Genomic DNA, 21,503 nt, shown 5'->3' with positions numbered 1-21,503 from the left:
AGGGAGATTTCGTCTAAATGAAAAGAGTCCTAATCACTGGAGCTAATAGTTATGTGGGGATAAACGCAGCTAAATGGCTATCAAAGTTCCCTGATGATTATTCGGTCGAGATGTTAAGCGTAAGAGATGAGTCTTGGGCAATCAAGGACTTTTCTAAATATGATGTTGTTCTTCATACTGCAGGGATAGCTCATATTAAGGAAACTAAAAATAATGCTTCACTATACTACAAGGTAAATCGCGATTTAGCCTATGAGGTCGCCAATAAGGCAAGAAATAGCGGAGTAGAACAGTTTATTTTTTTGAGTTCCATGAGTGTGTACGGTATTGAAAGTGGTGAAATTAATCGATTTACTAAGACTAGTCCGAAGAGTCATTACGGAAAATCAAAACTACAGGCCGAAGAACTGATTGGCTATTTGAAATCAGATTCATTTAAAGTAGCTATTCTAAGACCACCGATGATTTATGGTAAAGGATGTCCGGGAAACTTTAATGGACTAATAAAGATTGCAAAACATACTCCTATATTTCCGGATATGGATAACCGACGGAGTATGTTGCACATAAATAATCTATCGGAGTTTTTGCGATTAGTCATAAAGAATCAGGAAACTGGTTTGTTTTTTCCACAAAATCAAGAATTCGTTAACGTTAGCGAAATGGTCAAGATACTGGCGCAGAAATATGACAAAAAGATTACTTTGGTGAACATATTTAACCCACTTATTAAGTTGTTAATTGGGCGTGTGGGTGTTGTAAACAAAGTTTTTGGCAATTTAGTATATGAGATAGATCAATCCAAGTATCCTGAGAATTATTCTATCTTAGACTTTACGGAATCAATCAAAAACTAGTGGAGTAGGATGAACATGAAAAAAGTCCTGATACTATCTAATCATCATGTATATACGTACAACTTTAGGAAGGAAATCATCCAGGCCCTACTCGACAAGGGGTATGAAGTATATATAGTGTTGCCATATGGCGAGAAAGTTGAATTGTTAAAAGAAATGGGTTGTAAATACATAGAAGTGTCATTTGATAGACATGGAACGAACCCATTAAACGAACTTAAATTAATGCTAGAGTACAAAAAAATATTAAAGAGAATAAGACCGGATGTCGTTCTTTCTTACACAATAAAACCAAACATTTATGGTGGTATCGCATGTAGGTTCTTAAAGATCCCGCAGATTGCTAATATCACTGGTCTTGGAACTGCAGTAGAAAACGCTGGGATTATGCAGCAAATAACCGTACTGCTTTATAAATTTGCTTTCAAAAAAATTAGCTGCATTTTCTTTCAGAACGAGGAGAATATGCAGTTTTTCACTGATAGAAAAATAGCTATAGGCAAACACCAATTGATTCCAGGTTCAGGTGTGAACCTGGAACATTTTCGTGTGCTAGAGTACCCTCCGGATGACACGATTGAATTTGTGTTTATTTCTCGCATAATGCAAGAGAAAGGGATTGATCAGTACCTAGAAGCTGCACAATATATTAAACCAAAATATCCACATACGCGGTTTCATGTTCTTGGATTTTGTGAGGAGACTTATGAAGGAAGATTAGCTGCGTTGCAGCAAAGTGGAATTATTGAGTACCATGGAATGCAACAGGATATAAGATCTTTTCTTTTGAGGTCACATTGCACAATACATCCAACTTATTACCCAGAAGGGATTTCCAATGTACTTTTAGAGAGTGCAGCTACTACAAGACCAATAATAGCCACAAATAGGAGTGGATGTAGGGAAGTTGTAGAAGATGGGGTTAATGGATTCCTTATCAAAGAAAAGAATACAACTGAATTGATTAATAAGATAGAACATTTTTTGGGACTATCATATGAGCAAAAAAGACAACTTGGATTGGCTGGCAGAGGTAAAGTAGAAAAAGAGTTTGATCGTCAGTTCGTGGTAGATGCTTACTGTGCAGAAATTTTTCGTGCACAGAATCTTCTAATATAAAATTAAAAGGAACATAAAAAATGGACTATAAAAAAATAATTAAAAGTCAAAAATATAGATTCGAAATTCTGAAATTATTAAGTTTTATTCCGGATAATATTATGATAAAACTACAATATAAAATAAAAACAGGTAGAATTCTTAATTTAAAAGCACCTCAGAGATACACAGAAAAATTACAATGGTACAAGCTTAACTATCGAAATTCACTACTAACTCAGTGTGCAGATAAATATACTGTACGAGCGTATGTGAAAAAAAAGGGTCTTGGGCACATTTTGAACGAACTTTATGGAGTTTATGAGAAAGTAGATGATATTAATTTTGATATATTGCCTAATAAGTTTGTAATTAAAGTTACTAACTCATCAGGAACAAATATATTTATTAGTGATAAGAAAACTATGGATATCAATTTAGTTAAAAGCCAGTTGAATAGATGGATGGTTCCACAAAAAAAATCCCATGGTAGAGAGTGGTGTTACTATAATATAAAACCGAGAATTATTATTGAAAGGCTGATCGAGAGAGATTCTAATAATGATCTCCCTGACTATAAGTTCTTTTGTTTTAATGGTAGAGTATTTTGTCTATATACAATGATAGAATACGTTGATAATCATGAGAACGGTAAACTTGGGTTTTATGATACTAGATTCAAAAAAATGCCTTATCGAAGAATGGATTTCGGAGATATCACTGAGGAAATACCAAAACCGAGAGGTTTCGAAAAAATGGTGGAAATTGCAGAAGTGCTCTCCAAGGACTTTCCCCACGTAAGGGTGGATTTATATAACACTGACGGGAGAATAATCTTTGGTGAACTTACATTTTACAATGCAAGTGGTTATACCTCTTTTTATCCAGATGAATTTGATTATATACTTGGGAATCAATTTGAAATTTCTCAAAAAAGCTAGATTATAATTTAATTATTATTTTATATAATGGTCATTTTATAGGAAATTTTTAGTTATTAAAGAGATGGATTGTCAGGGGATGAGTACATGAATAAAAAAACCATACTATATTTAGGGAATTTCTCGTTTCCTCTTGGCAATGCTGCTGGAAAAAGGGTATATGCTAATGGGAAATTGTTGAGTGATATTGGTTATCAAGTAGTTTTTATAGGCACGAGGGAATACGAGGAATCAAAGAACTTGCTACTCACAAAAAAAAATTACGATAATTTTATTTATTATGAATTTAAATATCCTGCTTCGAGTATCGAGTGGTTGCAATATAGAGATACTTTTAATCAACTTCAGAGTTTGCTAAGTTCTACAGGTCTCGAATCAAATTTAGCTGCAATTATTTATTATGGTAGCCCTAGAATCTCTTTGTTTAATAAGTTGCTCATTAAATACTGCAAATCTCGGAATATAAAAGTAATATCAGATTGCGTAGATTGGCTAACTGTTAATACGAGAAATCCTATTTTCAATATAATAAAATGGGCAGACACGACTTATCAAAAAAAATATGTTAATAAACAAGCAGATGGTGTGATAGCAATAAGTAGTTATTTATCTAATTATTATGTAAAATCAGGAAAAAGAACATTAATTCTCCCCCCACTTTCCCCTGAAGAAAATTACTCGTTAAAAAATGAAAGGAGTCGTCTCGATAGCAAAAAGATTATTTCCTATGCAGGAAATCCATTTCGAAAGAATCAACAAGTTAAAGATGTAAAAAAACTAAAAGATAGATTAGATAAAGCTATAACACTACTTTCTAAAGTCAAAGATGAGGGAGTATGTTTTCAGTTTAATATATATGGTCATACAAAAGATGACTTCTTGAAAGCTCTCCCTTCACATAGCATTTATTTAAAAAATTTAGGTGATAGTATTGTGTTTCATGGCTATAAAAACAATTCAGAGGTTGTAAAGAATATCTGCGATTCTGACTTTACAATATTAATAAGAGATGTTAATAGAGACTCTAGTGCAGGGTTTCCTACGAAAGTCTCTGAAAGCATCAGCTGTGGAACACCAGTTATTACGACAAGAACAAGCGATTTAGATAGCTATATTTGTGATGGGGAGAATGGATTTTTTCTTGAAGCTGTTAATGACGAAAAAAATGTTCTCAAGTTATGCGAAATATTAAGGTTAGATTCTAGAATAATAGAAAATATGAAAGAGGATTGTAAAGAAAATAATTATTTTTTTTATAAAAGGTATCAAGAAATTACAGAGGAGTTTTTTATAGAAATAATGAGAAACGATAAATAGAGGGGTGGAGGAGGTAGTGTGCAAGAAAAGCCGCTTGTAATGATATCGTTTGTAGAAGGTGGAGAGAATGGAGGTCCTTATAATAGTCATATACGTATTATGGAAAGCGATTTGAAAAATAAGTATCAATTCCTGCCTTTAAATATACCTAAGGGAAGGATGGGAATATTTAATATTAAATTGGTATGTAAGTTAGTAAGAGATATTAGAATAGCTAATCCCGATATTATTCATATCGGAGGTCTTCAATTATCTGGTTTTTACTTAGCTTTAGCAAGCAGACTGGCTAATAAAAGAAAAATATTATTAGCTATTCATGGAAGTACTAAGGAAGCAATGGATATACCTATTCATAAGAAAATAATACTGAAATCATTAGAGGTTTTGACACTAAAAATGGCTGCTGGTACATATGCAGTTAGTAACTATGTTTCGGATTGGAAAATGGTAAGAAGACACTCGAGTAAGTTTCTTGGTCGTATCTACAATATGGCCATAGTTTCAGAAAAAAAAGAAGAGTATGCAACGAATAATTCAATAAGAAAAGAGTTAGGTATTAATGACGATGAGTTGATCATTGTATCGACTGGGCGAATCACCAAAGATAAAGGATTTGAGGTTCTGACTGATGCAGTAAAAAAAATGAATAATTATAATGGTGAAGTAAGATTTGTAATTGTTGGTGATGGTCCGTATCTTAAAACGATGCAAACTGAATTAAAAAATGAAATTTCTTCTAATAAAGTGTTTTTGCTGGGTTACAGAACGGATATAGATCGTATTTTGTATGGATCTGATATTTTTGTTATATGTACTCTTCATGAAACTTTGTGTATGTCGCTTCTTGAAGCAGCAAAATGTGGATTAGCACTTGTTGCATCAAACGTTGGCGGTATACCAGAAATAGTTGAGAATGACTATAACGGATATTTGATTCCTTTAAATGATAGTCAAGCAGTAAGAGATGCACTTTGTAAATTGGTGAGTGATCCCAACACTAGAAGTAAATTCAGTAATAATTCTAAAAAAGTTGTAAAAGAAAGATTCTCTGATGAAGAGATTATCAACCAAATCGATATTGCGTACAGGAGTTTAATTGATGGTTAATGTTTACGAGGGAAGTAATAAGCGTGAGCGAGTTCAACTCTTATTAATAGTCATATTTATAATGATACAGATACAGCTTTCATTTGAATCGGCACCTGGAATGTTACGCTGGGAGAAGGAAACATTAGCATTTATCTGGGTTGCCATAACTGGGTGTTTGTTTATTTTTAATTTTCTTTTTAAAGTTATTAAAGTTAATCCAATTAGTCTAGTTCTGGCGTTACTATTTACTAGTTCATGTTTACTGTCAATGATGATTAATGATGATTTCTATAGCGAAAATCTATTCTTTATAATTGCTGTAGTATCAGGCTTTTTGATTTCTCTTATAATAAATAGAGATAATTATCTTCAGGGATATGTTGTTGCAATTGTAATATATTCGGCCTATTCACTATTGGCCACCTATATTATTTTACCCTTACATATGAACAGTTCTTTTAATCTCTTTAAAACGTATGAAAGCATTCTGGGAGTCCCTTTTGTAGATATGTGGTTGTCTTTTTCTGTGGGCTGGCACGGACTTATGCGGAATCAAGGGATATTTCGTGAGCCGGGAGTATTTCAATTCTTTATTCTAGTCGCGCTAGTTATTGAAGTGTTTTATTTTAAGAACAAAAATTCTCAACTACGTATATTAGTTTTAATAGTCACTTTAATAACAACCTTCTCAACCGTGGGCTTAATTTGTTTAGTACCTATATTAATAGCATACATCTTTGTAAACAAAAAGAAATTGAAAATGAGAAATATTATGGTTATAGGAGGGCTGCCTGTCATTGTTTGTTTTATGTTTATAAATAGCAATGACATCATGACTAGAATTACAAATTCATTTAGCAAACTAGTTGAGGGGAGTAGTAATCTATCGTTTCAGGTTCGATTAGAGAGTATATATAATAATTTGGTTGCATCATTAGAAAGTCCAATATTCGGAAAAAGCTTTGTCAATGGATTTCACTACATACAGGATTATTTAATTACTTTTAATTCTGACGACATAACCGGAACTATGTTTTCGTATATTATGGCTTTAGGCTATTTTACAGGGCTTATAATACTGTTTACTTTTTATAGATTTTGTAGTGAGTTGAGTGATTCTGCAATATTAAAAATATTGATTTTTATTATATTATTCTTATCTATAAATACTCAGAATCTAGTCTTTAATTCTGTAATATGGACATTTATGTTCTTACCCTTTGCACATTCTGATAAAACAACTACTAACCTAATAAAGCTCAGTGAAGGGAGTTGAGTAACTCACATTGATTTAAGTTGTTTACTAAAAGTATTTATAGTTTTACTAATAAACCTTCTACATATAAGGCTAGGTGACTAATGGAAAATGAAAAAGATTAAGTACATTGCCTTTTACGAGTCGCTAGACAACCCTCTATCAGACAGACAATTTGCTCCTTCTGCAGTTAATAAAATTGATTATATCGTAAGTGCGTTGATTCAAAATAACTACGTTGTTGAGATTATTTCTCCAAGTTGGACGAATGCTACTAAAGGTTATAAAAGAGGAGAGAGAAGAAAGATAAAAGATAATCTAACTCTTACTACATTTGATACTTTTGGAGCGAGTACAAAAGTAGGACGTTTACTTAAATATCTGTTTTCATTAGTTCAACTTTTTTTTTATTTAATAATATCTCTAAAAAAAAATGAGCAGATTATCGTATATCACTCTGTAATGTTATCGTTACCGCTTAGAGTAGCTAAGGTAGTAAAGAAATTTAAAATTATACTTGAGGTTGAGGAAGTGTACGATGATATTCAAAACTTTCATTACTTGATGAAAGATAGCGAGAATAAAGCATTTAAAAACGCAGACAAATTTCTCTTTTCAACGGAATTACTGAATAGCAGAGTGAATCCGCAAGGAAAGCCATTTATTCCTATATATGGAACATATCGAGTTGAGTCTAATAGAAAAGTGGCTTATGTTGATGAACGCATTCATGTAGCATACGCTGGGACCTTTGATCCTAAAAAGGGCGGTGCTAGTCTAGCAATTGAAACAGCAGAATTCCTATCTGACAAATACCATTTACATATTATTGGGTTTGGTTCATCTGCTGAGCTAGAACGGATTAAAAGTCAAATAGAAGACATATCTTCCAAAACAAATGCTAAAGTTACTTATGATGGGCTCTTGAAGGGGGAAGCCTATATAAGCTTCTTACAGAAATGCCACATTGGTTTAAGCACTCAAAATCCAAATGCAAAGTATAATGATTCATCATTCCCATCAAAAATATTGTCTTACATTGCAAATGGCCTTCGAGTTGTATCTGTTCGTATTAATGCAGTACAGTCCTCATCTATCGGGCATGCTATTGAGTACTATGATAAACACGATCCGATTTCTGTTGCTAGAGCAATAAATGGAGTGAATTTAAGTGATAACTATAACGGTAGAGCAATAATTCAAACCTTGGATGCAGACTTTAGAGAAAAAGTTAGATTGTTATTGGTGAATTAATATGAAAGAGTTTATTTCAAGAATAAAAATAAGACTCAATAAACATAAATACAATAGTGTGATATTAAATAACGCAATAGGTGCTTTCTTTATAAAAGGCGGTTCCTTGATTCTGTCACTTTTGACCCTACCGGCATATATAAAATATTTCGAAAATCAATCAATATTAGGATTATGGTTTACCATGTTATCAGTATTATCGTGGATTCTTACTTTTGATTTAGGAGTAGGTAACGGGTTAAGGAATCATTTGGTGCCTGCCTTGTTACATAAAGATTGGATTAAAGTAAAGAAATATATTACTTCAGCTTATGTTATTGTTGGTGTACTGGTAATTAGTGTAGCTGTAGTCTCGTTTTTTCTTTTCCAAATAATAAACTGGAATCGAATTTTTAATATATCCGAAATAATAGTTCCTCAAGTAACCTTAAGTACGACTGTGTATATCATCTTTATAGGAGTGATCCTTCAGTTTTTCTTTAGGATAATCAGTTCAGTCCTCTACGCGATGCAAAAATCAGCTTTGAATCACCTTTTGGGACTGTTTAGCAGCATAATCATACTTGTCTATGTATGGATTGCAGAACCAACAAATGCCTATATCAGCATGATACAACTGGCTACTGTTTACGTTATAGCAATAAATGCTCCTTTGCTGTTTGCTACTTTTGGAGTTTTTATGAATAGTTTGAACAAGGGAAGGCCGCAACTGAGGTTTTTTGATAAATCATATGCTAAAGATGTTCTCAAGTTAGGCGGCGTTTTTTTATGGGTACAAGTAATGTATATGTGCATTACTACTACAAATGAATATTTGATTTCGTGGTTAGTTGAACCTGCTGCCGTTGTAGAATATACAACTTACAATAGAATATTCTCACTCATAAGCACCGTTATTGTATTATTATTGACTCCAATTTGGTCTGCTGTAACAAGAGCGGTAGTTGAAAAAAACCACCTTTGGATTAATAGCCTATATAGAAGATTGAATGTATTAGCATTCATAGCTACAGTGGGTTTATTTTGTTTAATACCCTTTTTACATTGGGCTTTTAATGTTTGGCTAGGGGAAAGCACGTATAAGGTTGATTATATATTTGCGTTAATATTTGCATCTTACAGTAGTCTTTTCATTTGGAATGGTGTTTTATCAAGTATAGCGAATGGATTTGGAAGATTAAAGGTGCAGAGTGTATGTTTCACTATTGGGGTTGTAATAAAGTTTCCTTTGGCCTGGCTTCTTGTGGATATGATGAATTCTTGGATTGGAGTTGTGTTGGCCAATGTTGTTGCTATGAGTATATACGTTCTATTCCAGCCTGTATGGATTAAGAAGTGGTTAACAAAATAAATAGGAGTTGTTCATAATGTTTGAAAACAAGACCTTACTTATTACAGGGGGAACAGGTTCTTTTGGTAATGCTGTCATGAAGAGATTCTTAGATACAAGTATTAAAGAAATCAGAATTTTTTCCCGTGATGAAAAAAAACAAGAAGATATGCGGAAATTATATAAGAATGATAAGCTTAAGTTTTACATTGGGGATGTTAGGGATCTGGCAAGTGTTAAGAACGCAATGTATGGAGTTGATTATATATTCCATGCGGCAGCATTAAAGCAAGTCCCATCTTGTGAATTCTTCCCGTTAGAGGCAGTGAAAACAAACGTAATTGGGACGGACAATGTTCTGACAGGCGCGATCGAGTCTGGGGTCAAAAAAGTTATTTGTCTATCGACTGATAAAGCTGCCTACCCGATAAATGCAATGGGTATATCTAAAGCTATGATGGAGAAGGTGTTTGTAGCTAAAGCCAAGACTGTGAATCCAGAAAAAATTCATATTTGTGGTACTCGCTATGGGAATGTAATGGCCTCGAGAGGCTCGGTTATTCCATTATTTATAGAGCAAATAAAAAATGGACAGCCTATAACGGTGACTGATCCCAATATGACCAGATATCTTATGAGTCTTGAAGAAGCTGTAGAGCTTGTCGTGTTTGCTTTTGAGAATGCAGAAGCTGGCGATATCATGGTACAAAAATCACCTGCATCGACAATTGGTGATTTGGCACAAGCAATTAAGGAATTATTTAATGCGGACTGTGAAATAAAGGTGATTGGTACTCGTCATGGGGAAAAACTTTACGAAACGCTGCTAACTAGAGAAGAACACGTAGTGGCGGAGGACATGGGCGGTTTCTATCGAGTGCCTGCGGACAAAAGAGATTTGAACTATGATAAATATTTTGTTGAAGGTAACAAGAGTTTGTCAACAGAGGAAGAATATAATTCACATAATACCCAGAGATTAAATATTGAGCAGATAAAGGATAGACTATTGATGCTTGACTATGTTCGAGAAGAGTTGAAGGGTTGGAATCGGAAATGAAGATTCTAGTAACGGGAGCGATGGGCTTTATCGGCAAAAACTTAGTAGCTGAGCTTAGAAACCGTAAATATGCAGATATTTATGAATACGGCAGAGATAGCGATCAAGTGCTTCTAGAAGCATACTGTCAAGATGCAGATTTTGTTTTTCATTTAGCTGGAGTAAACCGCCCCCAAGACCAATCCGAATTCATGAATGTAAATTATGGTTTTACAGCATTATTACTAAAAGTGCTAAAAAAGCACGGAAATAAGTGTCCGATACTGATTGCGTCCTCAACTCAAGCTGAGAGGGATAATCCATACGGTATAAGTAAAAAAGCAGGGGAAGAATTGCTCCATGAATATAGTAAAGAAACAGGAGCAAAAGTGCTAATCTACCGTTTTACAAACGTTTTTGGGAAATGGTGTAGACCTAATTATAATAGTGTTGTAGCAACATTTTGTCATAATATAGCCCATGGGCTACCAATTACTATTAACGATTCAAATACGATTTTAAATCTAGTATATATAGATGATGTAGTAAATGAACTTATAAATGCAATGACTGGAAATGAGAATGTAGTAGATAATACTTGTCAGGTTCCGGAGTATCACAAGGCAAGTCTTGGCGATATTGCAGCTTTAATAAGCTCTTTTAGACAGAGTCGCGAAGATCGGTCAATACCTGATATGTCAGATCAATTTGTAAAGAAATTGTATAGTACATATTTGAGTTATTTACCGGAGAATCAATTTAGTTATCAACTCAAAATGAACGTTGACAATAGAGGGTCCTTTACTGAATTTATCAAGACCCCTGATAGGGGACAAGTTTCTATTAATATATCAAAACCGGGAATTTCGAAGGGAAATCACTGGCATCATACGAAAAACGAGAAGTTTCTGGTGGTCAGTGGAAAGGGAGTAATTCGCTTTAGAAAAATTGATTCTAGCGAGGTAATTGAATATTTCGTAAGTGGTGACGTATTGGAAGTCGTTGATATACCAATCGGCTATACGCATAACATAGAAAACCTCGGTGAGACGGATATGGTTACTGTGATGTGGGCTAACGAACAATTTGATCCTGAGAAGCCAGATACGTTCTACTTAGGGGTGTGAATAAATGAAAAAGTTAAAGGTTATGACAGTTGTAGGTACAAGGCCAGAGATTATAAGACTTTCAGCTGTAATTCATAAGTTAGAGAAATCAAATGCAATCGAGCACATTCTAGTTCATACAGGTCAGAATTATGATTATGAATTAAATGGAGTTTTTTTTGAAGATTTCAAGTTGAAGAAACCAGATTATTTTTTGAATACAGCGACTGGTACAGCTGTTGAAACCATAGGGAACATTCTTATTAAAATTGATCCGATACTGGATGAAGTAAAGCCTGACGCGTTATTAATACTAGGGGATACTAATAGTTGTCTTTGTGCTATAGCTGCAAAGAGAAAAAAAATCCCCATTTTTCATATGGAAGCTGGGAATCGGTGCTACGATCAAAGAGTTCCTGAGGAAACAAATAGAAAAATCGTTGATCACATTGCAGATATTAACTTAACATACAGTGACATTGCGAGAGAGTATTTATTAAGAGAAGGATTACCGGCAGATAGAATTATTAAGACAGGTAGTCCTATGTTTGAAGTAATAAATTCAAGAAAAGCAGACATTGAGCAATCAGATATTGTTGAGAGGTTAGGCCTTGATGCAGGGCAGTATTTTGTTATATCGGCTCATAGAGAAGAAAACATCAACTCAGAATCCAACTTTAGAAATCTGGTTGAGAGTGTAAATGAAATTGCCGATGTATATCGCTTGCCAGTTATCATAAGCACTCACCCTAGAACCAGAAAAATGATAGATGCTAACGGAATTCAATTTAACCCATTGGTAACAGCATTGAAACCACTGGGTTTTAATGATTATATTAAGCTTCAAACTAAAGCAAGAGCAGTGCTAAGCGATAGTGGTACAATTAGTGAAGAATCATCTATTCTTGGTTTTAGAGCTTTGAATCTGAGACAAGCACATGAACGACCAGAAGCAATGGAAGAGGCAATGGTGATGTTGGTGGGCCTAGAGAAGGAGAGAATACTACAGGGACTGGAAATCCTCTCCGCACAAAACAAGGATACATTAAGACAAGTGTCAGATTACAGTATGCCTAATGTGTCTGACAAGGTTTTAAGAATTATTTTATCTTACACCGACTATGTAAATAGAGTTGTTTGGGAAAAGTAAATGAACTCTCTAAACTTTTCTGTTTGAGTAAGTAATAAAAAAATTCTGCTATCGTAACAAGAAGGGAAGCCATTCCAATGTTCAATATAGCAGTAGCCGGAACCGGCTACGTCGGCCTCGTTGCCGGCGTGTGTTTCGCGGAGATGGGTCACCAGGTGACCTGCGTCGATATTGATGAGAATAAGGTAGCGCTTATGAAATCCGGCACGTCTCCGATCTATGAGGCGGGGCTTGAAGAGTTGATGCAGAAGAATTACGCAGCTGGGCGGATTAACTACACCACCGACTTCAAGTCCGCATATAAAGAGGCAGACGCGATCTTCATCGGTGTCGGTACGCCGGAGCAGCCTGATGGATCGGCTAACCTTTCTTATATCGCGACGGTTGCGAGGCAAATTGCCGAGACGATCGAGAAGGATTGCCTCGTGGTCGTGAAGTCGACGGTACCTGTCGGTACGAATGACAAGGTGGAGCAATTCATCCATGACTTCCTGATAAACGATGTGAAGGTGGAGGTCGCCTCGAATCCGGAGTTTCTGGCGCAAGGCTCCGCCGTGCATGACACCCTTCACGCGGAGCGCATTATTATCGGGACGGAGAGCAAGTGGGCCGAGGAGCTGCTTACACGCATTTACGAACCTTTCCAATTGCCGATTGTATCCGTTAACCGAAGATCGGCCGAGATGATCAAGTACGCCTCCAACGACTTCCTCGCGCTGAAAATATCGTACATGAACGACATCGCCAATCTCTGCGAGCTGGTCGGTGCGGATATTCAAGATGTCGCCAGCGGAATGGGATACGATCCGCGGATCGGAAGCAAATTCCTGAATGCGGGTATCGGCTTCGGCGGTTCCTGCTTCCCCAAGGATACGAAGGCGCTCGAATATCTCGCCAGGCAGCACGGATATGAGCTGAGAACGGTGAAGTCGGCCATCGACGTGAACAAGGACCAGAAGACGATGCTGTACAAAAAGGCGAGCAAGCGGCTCATTACGTTTAATGGCCTGAAGGTGGCCGTGCTAGGCTTAACGTTTAAGCCCGGAACGGATGACCTGAGGGAAGCGGCATCGCTGGAAAATGTGCCTTTATTGCTGGAGCAAGGAGCCGATGTGTACGCGTATGATCCGATCGGAGCGTATAACTTCGCCAAGCTGTATCCGGAAGGCAAGAGCGGCAAGGGCAGCATGAAATATGTGGCGAATATCGACGAGGCTTTGGAAGGCGCCAATGTTTGTTTTATTCTGACGGAGTGGGGAGAAATTAAAGCCGTTCAGCCGGGAGTTTACAAGCAGTTAATGCGGACACCGCTCGTCTATGACGGACGCAATCTGTACAGGGTTGCCGACATGAAAGAGGCCGGGGTGGAGTATCATTCCATTGGCCGCGAGCCCGGCGTTCGGAACGGCGCGAAGGAGTCGAGATACGTTGAATGAGAATGCGAACAGTGTATATCTGATTACCGGAGCGGCCGGCTTCATCGGCTATTTCTTGTCCAGAAGGCTGCTGGATCAGGGGATTCGGGTCATCGGCATGGATAATATGAACGATTATTACGACGTTGGTTTGAAGCGGGCCCGCTTGGACCAGCTTATGCTGTATGAGAAGTTCGAGTTCGTGCAGGGCGATCTTGCGGATAAAGCCGCGGTGGTCCAGCTGTTCGAAGCGCACAGGCCCGATGTGGTCGTAAACCTGGCTGCTCAAGCCGGCGTCCGTTATTCGATCGAGAATCCGGACGCGTATATTCAGAGCAATATTACGGGATTTTTTCATATCCTTGAAGCCTGCAGGCATTACCCGGTGAAGCATCTCGTCTATGCTTCGTCCAGCTCGGTTTATGGGGCGAACGAGAAAGTGCCTTTCGAGGAGAAGGATTTCGTTGACCATCCGGTATCGCTGTACGCGGCAACGAAGAAGTCCAATGAATTAATGGCCCATACCTATAGCCATCTTTACGGAATTCCGGCGACGGGTCTACGGTTCTTTACCGTGTATGGTCCAATGGGAAGACCGGACATGGCTTATTTCGGGTTTGCGGACAAGTATTTTGCCGGCGAACCGATCAAGATTTTCAACAATGGGGATTTCGCCAATGATCTCTACCGAGATTTTACGTATATCGATGACATCGTGACCGGGATGGAGCGACTGATCGAGAAGCCGCCTGCGGGCGGGGCTCCCCATAAGGTGTACAACATCGGCAACAATAGCCCGGAGAAGCTAATGACATTCATTGAGACGCTGGAGCGTTGCTTGACCAGGGCGACCGGAAGGGAAGTCGTGTTTGACAAAATCTTCGAGCCCATCAAGCCCGGCGATGTCCCGGCGACTTACGCTTCAACGGCACTATTGCAGCAAGCGGTAGGATTCCGGCCCGAGACGCCCATTGAAGTCGGTCTGCAGAAGTTTGCGGATTGGTACGTGGAGTATTATGGAGTCAAATAATCTTTTTTAAAATTCTCGAAATGAAACGCGCTGCGCTGCCAAAGGACGGTGACAGCCGTTTCGCCTTGGGATGATCAAGATATAGTATTTGCCGATTTGAGAAAACTATATATAGTTTACATGTCAAATTGTTTGTTAAAATTACCTAATATACCTTGCTTTTGTGGCAAAATCTTACTAGTATAATGAAAAGCAGCTTTTTCGGAAAGTGATTATTGATTCCGCAAAGGGAGTTTGGCATGTTGGCAGAGAAAATATACCATGGAACATACCGGGCTCGGGGTCAAAGAATGTTGGCCAGCAACGCGTTCGAAGAATCTATTGGGGATCGGCATTGGTTGGGGGACGGGATCTACTTTTTTGTAGAAGACTTCTATGCCTACAAATGGATTGTCGATATGTATAATAAGCAATACAACGAAAGTTGCCGTGACGATGCGTTAATAGAAGAGTACATGATCATATCCGCAGGGCAAAAGGCAGATGCACGTATGTTCGACTTAATCAAGGCGGCACATAAGATTGAGTTCGACAAGACTTTTGCCGAACTGAAGAGAAAGAAAGAACATATCCCCCGATTCAGGACTGTTGAGATCTCGGATGGCGTGGTCATTAATTATATGTTTAATGAGCTGGGGTACGCCCAGGATTTCGATCTGGTGAGAGCGATATTCGGCTTGAACCCTCGACACTACCGTTCAGTGTTTACACGATTCGGCTTCATGCCGCAGGAGCAGCGATGTATTAAAAACCCGACAGTTGTCGAAGATGCTGATGAGTACCATTATGCGGACAATATTGCCGTGTACAAGGATCAGATCAGGGACATGTATTTCAACAATGTGATTCAGCCACCAAGTGCCAATAAAGTGGTCAAATATTCGCCAACTGCCGGAAATCCCCCATTCAGAATGAAAAGACGTTAAAATACATTGGCATATATTATGCATTATCGTATATAGGTTATGTGAGGGAGGTAATGGGTATGGGACATCAGGAAAGAATGGACAGAATTGAAGAGCACTTCCGGTCGGTTTCCGTTAACGAAGTGGAAGCTAGTCTAGTCAAGGCTGGTATAGATCGAATTGCGCCAGCTGCTCGGTTCCACATGACCATGTTGACCGAGGAGGATTTAAGAACCAACTTCCGTTACGACAGCACAAATATGCATGGCTACAGGCTGAGAGAAGGATTCCAGACTTTCGTCCTTTCCCCTGTTTCTTTGCGTCCGGAGGATGCGGCTTAATATGACCAATAGCGGCGTTGGCAATCAAGAGATTCAAAGTGTATTGCAGTTTCGTAATTATGTAGTTAATAGCGTGGAGTTTCATGTGAATCACGAATTTAATGCTGATGAGTCAGTCGATCTCGACTTTCAAGTGAGCAGAGAGATTGAATTTGTAGAAGATGAAGCGATTATATTGCTTGTCACACTAAACGTTGCTATTTTTAAGAATGCTATCGAGCGCAATTATCCTTTCAGCATGAATATTAGCGTCACGGGGTTCTTCGAAGTTGATGGAGCAAATGGCGAGCAGAAGCAGGGATTAGCCGAAGTGAACGCAGTTGCCATCTTATTCCCTTACATCCGAGCCTTAGTAACAACCTATACAGCCAATGCTAATATTAACCCATTGGTGCTACCGCCTATTAATATTGTAAAGATGATAGAGTCTCAAGCCCGTATTGAACAGATAGACAAACTAGTAGAGTAGACGGACTGTAATTGCGCAGTAATCGAACAGTTATCATTCAAACTCCGTTGCTTGGTAGCAGCGGAGTTTGTGCTAAATAAAGTGTTCGATCCTATCAATAAGGAGACGCCCATTGAAGTCGGTCTGCAGAAGTTTGCGGATTGGTACGTGGATTACTACGGCGTAAAATAAAGGATTTGTCCCATGCGAAAATTTGTTTACGGGGCTGTCGTGATTCTTTGGATGGCCCTTATTATCAGCTTCTCCAGCCAGCCCGCCTCTTCGTCGAACGAGCTTAGCTCCGGCATTTCGGATAAGATCGTGGCGACGGTCGAGCGGTTGGTGCCTGGCGCGGAGCTGGATCCGCGCGAGTTGAATCATGCGGTGCGGAAGAATGCACATTTTTTCATCTACTTCGTACTTGGCATGCTCGTTCTTGGTACTTTGACAAAGATAGGCGTAAGAGGCATGCGCGGCATGGCAATCACATTGCTGGTCTGCGTGTTGTTCGCCGTATCGGATGAAGTGCATCAGCTTTTCGTAATGGGAAGAGGAGCGCAGGTTAAGGATGTGTTCATCGATAGCGCTGGAGTTTTATTGGGGATAGGGCTTTACAAGTGGATTGAACGCGTAAGATCGAATAACAAGGATCGTTCAAAATAAAGCCGCAAGCTTCCGGAGAAGATTGAGCCGATAGACTCAATATTTTTTGGCGGCATTTTGATAATATACATACAACTTAATACCCGTGCAACCCTTACGATAATGGCAAACCCATCGAAAGATGGAGACGCAAAACTAAAGGGGCTACGCTCTTAAGTATCGGAGTATGCCAGCCAGTTACCGAATATCGTGCCTCCCGTCTGGGGTTGCGGGAACAATGGAGGTTGTTGCTTCATGTTGATCTTGTATTCCAATTTGGTCAGGGAATGGCATTATCTGTGCGTGGGCTTCTACGAAATGTTGTGGGAGAGCTGCTTGGATGAAGGCAAGCGTCTCGAGCTGTACCTGAAGATGAATCGCCATCGGGCGAAGCTAGCGAATGCCGTGGTTTTGAACCCACATTCCTAGCAGCATACAATTATGATAAAAATAAAAAGCCGGCGCCAGTATGACTGGGAGAAACGCCGGCTTTTTTTGTTTGGATTTTAAGTCGCAAATGAATTCAAGGGAGATAAGGATGACTTCAATGACAAAACGACAGAGGATGCTGCTCCTGGTTGTTGCTTTGCTGCTCGTACTCGGAGTAGCGTCCTATGGTGTGATCAGCTTGACGACGAAGCTGAATCAAGCAAAGGAGCTAAACGAACAACTAGCGGAAGCGGAGGACTCGGAAGGTCAGCAGGAGCCGGAGATATCGCTGGTCGTTGATGATAAGGAAGGACAATCGGGCGAGGAGATTGCCGCGCACGATTCCGAGGAGAAGCCGCAATCAAGCGAAACGTCTACTGGACAGGCGGGCGTGGATCCCGCAGCATCACCTGACGATAACGCGGGTCAGCCTTCGCCTACCAATTCCGTGGAAGCGTCGAATCCAAGCAGTCCGTCTACTGCACCCGCGCCAACGCCTATCGACAAGAAGGAACGCAAGAAACAGATTGATTCGACCATCACGGCCTCCATGGAGGCGCTTCGCGGCACGTGCAAGGCGACAAGCAGCCAACTGATCGCGCAGATCAAGGTGGAAATCACCTCTGATAAGGATGCGGCCCTGGAATCTATTCAAACGAAGTATCTGGGAAAGGTAGTGGCTGCGGAGGCGGAATGCGATGCGCAGTTTAATCAGCTGATTAGCGATGCGAAAGCGAAGTATGAAGAAGCAGGTTTGCAGCAAAGCGAGCTGCCGGACTGGGGCTCGGAGTACGAGAGCGCCAAGGCGAACGCCAGAAGCGAGGCGTTGGTCGAGCTTGCAAGCGCGCTTCAATAGGTTGCTGCACTTAGAATGGTATTCGAAAGGGAGAATTCAATGAAAAAGCGCAAATTATCCATACGAACGATGCTGCTAGTTCTGCTTGTCGCTCTTGCGCCGTTCCATGCCGTCGCGGCTAGCTCCGGCGACCCGGCCGCCAAAACGGTGCAGGTCCGGACGCAGCCGGTTCAATTGGTCTTCGACGGGCAGAAGCTGGCGCTGCCGAAAGGCCAGCATGCTTTTATCTGTCAGGGTCGAACCTACGTGCCTATACGGTATCTTTCTTATGCCTTGCTCAAGCAAGTGGGCTGGAACGGTGAGAAGAACGAAGTGACCGTGTCGGAGCCGACCGACTCAGAGCTAACGGAGCTGAAAAAGCAGCTGCAGCTTGCAAGCGGCAGTGGGACAAGCGGGTCGCAGCAGACGTTATCGATGAAGGTCAAGGAAGCGACGCTGGTCTTTGCAGGGGAAACGAAAGAGCTTCCGCAAGGGCAGTCGTTGTTTATTTACCAAGGCTCGATTTACGTGCCTCTTCGGTTTCTGGCCGAGTCGATCGGGACGGAGATTGACTGGGATCCGGCTACGAGAACGGTCAGCGGACAGTCGGAGGCTTACCGTGCGGGTCTTGAAGGCGGGTCGCAGGAGACGGGTGGCGAGTCCGAAGCGGGCGGGAACGGTCCGGGAGCAGGAAACGGCGGTGGGGGCGGCGGACCGACAGTCAAGCCGACGTACGAGCAAATTACGGCGAGTGCCGAAGGACGTTTGGAAGCATTGCGCTCAAGCTGCCAGTCCACGCTGCTTGGAATAGCGCTGCAATATTCGGGTGCCGATGAAGCGGGCAAGAAGCGGATCATCGCGGACATCGAGGCTGAGATCGCCGCATGTTCGGTGAATTTCGATGAGATTTTGGCGCAAACGACCGAAGCATTGATGGCTGGCGGCTACAGCACGGCCATTATTGCCGATTATCGCGCTACATTCGAAGCGGAGTTGGAAGCAGGACGGAAAATCGCGGAGGCGCTGAAATAGCTCGTTTTACAACAAAATAAAGGATCCCTGGCCAAACGGTCGGGGATCCTTTATTTTGTACTGTACATGTATGTAAGATCTGAGCTGCTCAGAATCAAAAAAATCTTTTTCGATTGTTGTTTCTAAATTTGTACCAATATCGCCCGTTCTCGTCTCGGAAAAGCCGTATACCGATAAGCTTGAGCGGCGTAGGTAACTCAGTAAACATCATATAACCGGACAATTCCATCACCTCTCTTCCATACTATTCTAATAATATCAAACTTTATGCCTACTTACTAGGGAAATATACTCATATTAATGGGTAAAAAAGACTATGAAATAAATGTTGATCAGTTATTTGTTCGCTGCTGCGACAAGTCTGTTTAACGGGTCAACAAGAACGGCGCTTCCGTATCGATTGAAGTAGGCTATTGTCAGAAAAATGAGTTGCAACTCTAGTAAAATGTGGTAATATAGAACCAAGAAAGCTAGACGCGATAACGGCAAACCTATCGAAAGGTAGGGACGCAAAGCTATAGGGCCTTCCGTAAGATGGCAGCCAGCTACCGAATGACTGGGCTTTTTTTGTTTTTCATAGGACCGTAATGAACGTGGTCTAGGACTTTATAGAACGTAGATTCAAGCTTCATACGATAATGGCAAACCTGTCGAAAGACTGGGACGCAAAGCTATAGGGCCTTCTACACAGATGGCAGCCTGGCCGCCGAAGGGAGTTTTTTATGATGCGCAAAATGATAATGATGGTCTTATCCGTATTTATGCTATTTACTTCTGTTCAAGTGGTATCCGCAGCCGAAGCTACGGCTTGGCTGGATACGTCGGAATTGTCGCAAGGCGTGGTCAAGGTCTCTTACGACGCGAAATCCGCTCCGAAGATGAAGGTTATGATAACAAAAGGCAAGGAAAGCTATACCTACAACTTGACGGCCGGACGCACGACGGAAGTATTTCCACTGCAGCTGGGCAACGGCGAGTATAAGGTTATGCTTTTGGAGAACATTTCTGGCAAGTCATATAAAGCAGTAAAGCAACAGGCGGTCACGCTCAGCTTGAAGGACGAAAAGGTTGTTTACTTGAATTCCGTTCAGAACGTGAGCTGGACAAGCTCGAGCAAAGCGATCGCGAAGGCGCAGGAACTGGCCAAAGGCAAGAAGACGGACGAGGAGAAAGCAAAGGCCGTATATGATTTCATTATTTCGAACATCGCTTACGATAAGAATCTCGCCCAAACCGTCACAACGGACTACCTGCCGAGCATTGATCGCACGCTGACGACGAAGAAAGATATCTGCTACGGCTACGCTGCTCTGTATGCAGCTATGCTCCGCAGTCTGGACATTCCGGCAAAGCTGGTGATGGGCGACTCCGATTATGTGGACGTTTACCATGCATGGAACGAGGTTTATCTGAACGGCAAGTGGGTTACGATCGACACGACGGTGGATGCGGGGATGAAGCAAAGCAACAAACCTTTGAGCTGGATGAAGGATGTAGCCAAGTATTCAAAAGCCAAACAGTACTAATATATAGATGAAGGAATAGTTAAGGACTCGCAGCTGATGCGGGTCTTTTTTAATGCCCGAATCGTAATCTATTAATTATTTTAAAAAAGTGCTTGCATTCCACTAGGCGGGCGTGATATATTATCTAAGTCGCCGCTGAGACAAACGGCCGACACGGAAGACATTCACACTCGATAAACTCGAGCGCGAATGCTTCGAGAAAGATAAGATTGTTCTTTGAAAACTGAACAACGAGCGAAACTGCCCGATACAATCGAAAGATTGAATCGATAAGAAGTTTTCATACTTGGCTTAGCCAATATGAAAATCTTCGTAGCAACAACGTTATTGAGCAAGTCAAACACCTTTATGGAGAGTTTGATCCTGGCTCAGGACGAACGCTGGCGGCGTGCCTAATACATGCAAGTCGAGCGGATCTGATGGAGTGCTTGCACTCCTGACGGTTAGCGGCGGACGGGTGAGTA

General features: G+C 40.4%; 21 protein-coding genes, 1 rRNA gene and 3 riboswitches. All 22 genes read left to right on the top strand.

The window, feature by feature from the left end:
• Nucleotides 1-17 precede the first annotated feature (17 nt).
• Nucleotides 18-857, top strand: a complete 840-nt coding sequence (locus RB620_RS14730) for an NAD-dependent epimerase/dehydratase family protein (RefSeq protein ID WP_308095480.1) — start codon at nt 18-20, stop codon at nt 855-857.
• 15 nt (nt 858-872) lie between these two features.
• On the top strand, nt 873-1,976 hold the full coding sequence (locus RB620_RS14725; RefSeq protein WP_308095478.1) for a glycosyltransferase family 4 protein: 1,104 nt from the start codon (nt 873-875) through the stop codon (nt 1,974-1,976).
• A 20-nt stretch (nt 1,977-1,996) separates the two neighbouring features.
• Nucleotides 1,997-2,896, top strand: coding sequence for an ATP-grasp fold amidoligase family protein (locus tag RB620_RS14720; RefSeq protein WP_308095476.1), 900 nt, complete (start codon nt 1,997-1,999; stop codon nt 2,894-2,896).
• A gap of 87 nt (nt 2,897-2,983) precedes the next feature.
• Complete coding sequence (locus tag RB620_RS14715; protein ID WP_308095474.1) at nt 2,984-4,213, top strand: glycosyltransferase; 1,230 nt, start codon at nt 2,984-2,986, stop codon at nt 4,211-4,213.
• 18 nt (nt 4,214-4,231) lie between these two features.
• A complete protein-coding gene (locus RB620_RS14710; protein WP_308095472.1) occupies nt 4,232-5,320 on the top strand; it encodes a glycosyltransferase in 1,089 nt (362 codons plus the stop codon).
• On the top strand, nt 5,313-6,578 hold the full coding sequence (locus RB620_RS14705) for a hypothetical protein (protein ID WP_308095470.1): 1,266 nt from the start codon (nt 5,313-5,315) through the stop codon (nt 6,576-6,578). Before RB620_RS14710 ends, RB620_RS14705 begins: the two co-directional genes overlap by 8 nt.
• 90 nt (nt 6,579-6,668) lie before the next feature.
• Complete coding sequence (locus tag RB620_RS14700; RefSeq protein WP_308095468.1) at nt 6,669-7,811, top strand: glycosyltransferase family protein; 1,143 nt, start codon at nt 6,669-6,671, stop codon at nt 7,809-7,811.
• 1 nt (nt 7,812) lies between these two features.
• Complete coding sequence (locus tag RB620_RS14695) at nt 7,813-9,162, top strand: lipopolysaccharide biosynthesis protein (protein WP_308095466.1); 1,350 nt, start codon at nt 7,813-7,815, stop codon at nt 9,160-9,162.
• A gap of 16 nt (nt 9,163-9,178) precedes the next feature.
• Nucleotides 9,179-10,201, top strand: a complete 1,023-nt coding sequence (locus tag RB620_RS14690; RefSeq protein WP_308095465.1) for a polysaccharide biosynthesis protein — start codon at nt 9,179-9,181, stop codon at nt 10,199-10,201.
• A complete protein-coding gene (locus RB620_RS14685; protein WP_308095464.1) occupies nt 10,198-11,307 on the top strand; it encodes a capsular polysaccharide biosynthesis protein CapF in 1,110 nt (369 codons plus the stop codon). Before RB620_RS14690 ends, RB620_RS14685 begins: the two co-directional genes overlap by 4 nt.
• A 4-nt stretch (nt 11,308-11,311) precedes the next feature.
• On the top strand, nt 11,312-12,436 hold the full coding sequence (gene wecB / locus RB620_RS14680; RefSeq protein ID WP_308095462.1) for a non-hydrolyzing UDP-N-acetylglucosamine 2-epimerase: 1,125 nt from the start codon (nt 11,312-11,314) through the stop codon (nt 12,434-12,436).
• A 77-nt stretch (nt 12,437-12,513) separates the two neighbouring features.
• Entirely contained in the window at nt 12,514-13,872 is a 1,359-nt protein-coding gene (locus RB620_RS14675; protein ID WP_308095460.1) for a UDP-glucose dehydrogenase family protein, read from the top strand.
• Entirely contained in the window at nt 13,865-14,881 is a 1,017-nt protein-coding gene (locus RB620_RS14670; protein WP_308095459.1) for an SDR family NAD(P)-dependent oxidoreductase, read from the top strand. The genes RB620_RS14675 and RB620_RS14670 overlap by 8 nt, the downstream gene beginning before the upstream one ends.
• A gap of 239 nt (nt 14,882-15,120) precedes the next feature.
• Nucleotides 15,121-15,807 (top strand): hypothetical protein, encoded by a 687-nt coding sequence (locus RB620_RS14665; protein WP_308095457.1) that lies wholly within the window; start codon nt 15,121-15,123, stop codon nt 15,805-15,807.
• 59 nt (nt 15,808-15,866) lie between these two features.
• Nucleotides 15,867-16,127 (top strand): hypothetical protein, encoded by a 261-nt coding sequence (locus RB620_RS14660; protein ID WP_308095455.1) that lies wholly within the window; start codon nt 15,867-15,869, stop codon nt 16,125-16,127.
• A gap of 1 nt (nt 16,128) precedes the next feature.
• Complete coding sequence (locus RB620_RS14655; RefSeq protein WP_308095453.1) at nt 16,129-16,596, top strand: protein-export chaperone SecB; 468 nt, start codon at nt 16,129-16,131, stop codon at nt 16,594-16,596.
• A 183-nt stretch (nt 16,597-16,779) separates the two neighbouring features.
• Nucleotides 16,780-17,238, top strand: coding sequence for a VanZ family protein (locus RB620_RS14650; RefSeq protein WP_308095452.1), 459 nt, complete (start codon nt 16,780-16,782; stop codon nt 17,236-17,238).
• A gap of 94 nt (nt 17,239-17,332) precedes the next feature.
• Nucleotides 17,333-17,423, top strand: a riboswitch (cyclic di-GMP riboswitch).
• A gap of 49 nt (nt 17,424-17,472) precedes the next feature.
• Nucleotides 17,473-17,646, top strand: a complete 174-nt coding sequence (locus RB620_RS14645) for a hypothetical protein (RefSeq protein ID WP_308095450.1) — start codon at nt 17,473-17,475, stop codon at nt 17,644-17,646.
• Between the two features lie 118 nt (nt 17,647-17,764).
• Complete coding sequence (locus RB620_RS14640) at nt 17,765-18,502, top strand: hypothetical protein (RefSeq protein WP_308095448.1); 738 nt, start codon at nt 17,765-17,767, stop codon at nt 18,500-18,502.
• Between the two features lie 39 nt (nt 18,503-18,541).
• Complete coding sequence (locus RB620_RS14635; protein WP_308095446.1) at nt 18,542-19,513, top strand: stalk domain-containing protein; 972 nt, start codon at nt 18,542-18,544, stop codon at nt 19,511-19,513.
• 474 nt (nt 19,514-19,987) lie between these two features.
• A riboswitch (cyclic di-GMP riboswitch) is annotated at nt 19,988-20,066 on the top strand.
• A 77-nt stretch (nt 20,067-20,143) separates the two neighbouring features.
• A riboswitch (cyclic di-GMP riboswitch) is annotated at nt 20,144-20,224 on the top strand.
• A gap of 14 nt (nt 20,225-20,238) precedes the next feature.
• Nucleotides 20,239-21,039, top strand: coding sequence for a transglutaminase-like domain-containing protein (locus RB620_RS14630; RefSeq protein WP_308095445.1), 801 nt, complete (start codon nt 20,239-20,241; stop codon nt 21,037-21,039).
• Between the two features lie 345 nt (nt 21,040-21,384).
• A 16S ribosomal RNA gene (locus RB620_RS14625) occupies nt 21,385-21,503 on the top strand; the annotation flags it as partial.

It is taken from the genome of Paenibacillus sp. LHD-117 (genome assembly GCF_030929555.1).
In the GTDB taxonomy this organism is placed as follows: domain Bacteria; phylum Bacillota; class Bacilli; order Paenibacillales; family Paenibacillaceae; genus Pristimantibacillus.
This window is presented reverse-complemented; position numbering and strand designations above follow the sequence as displayed.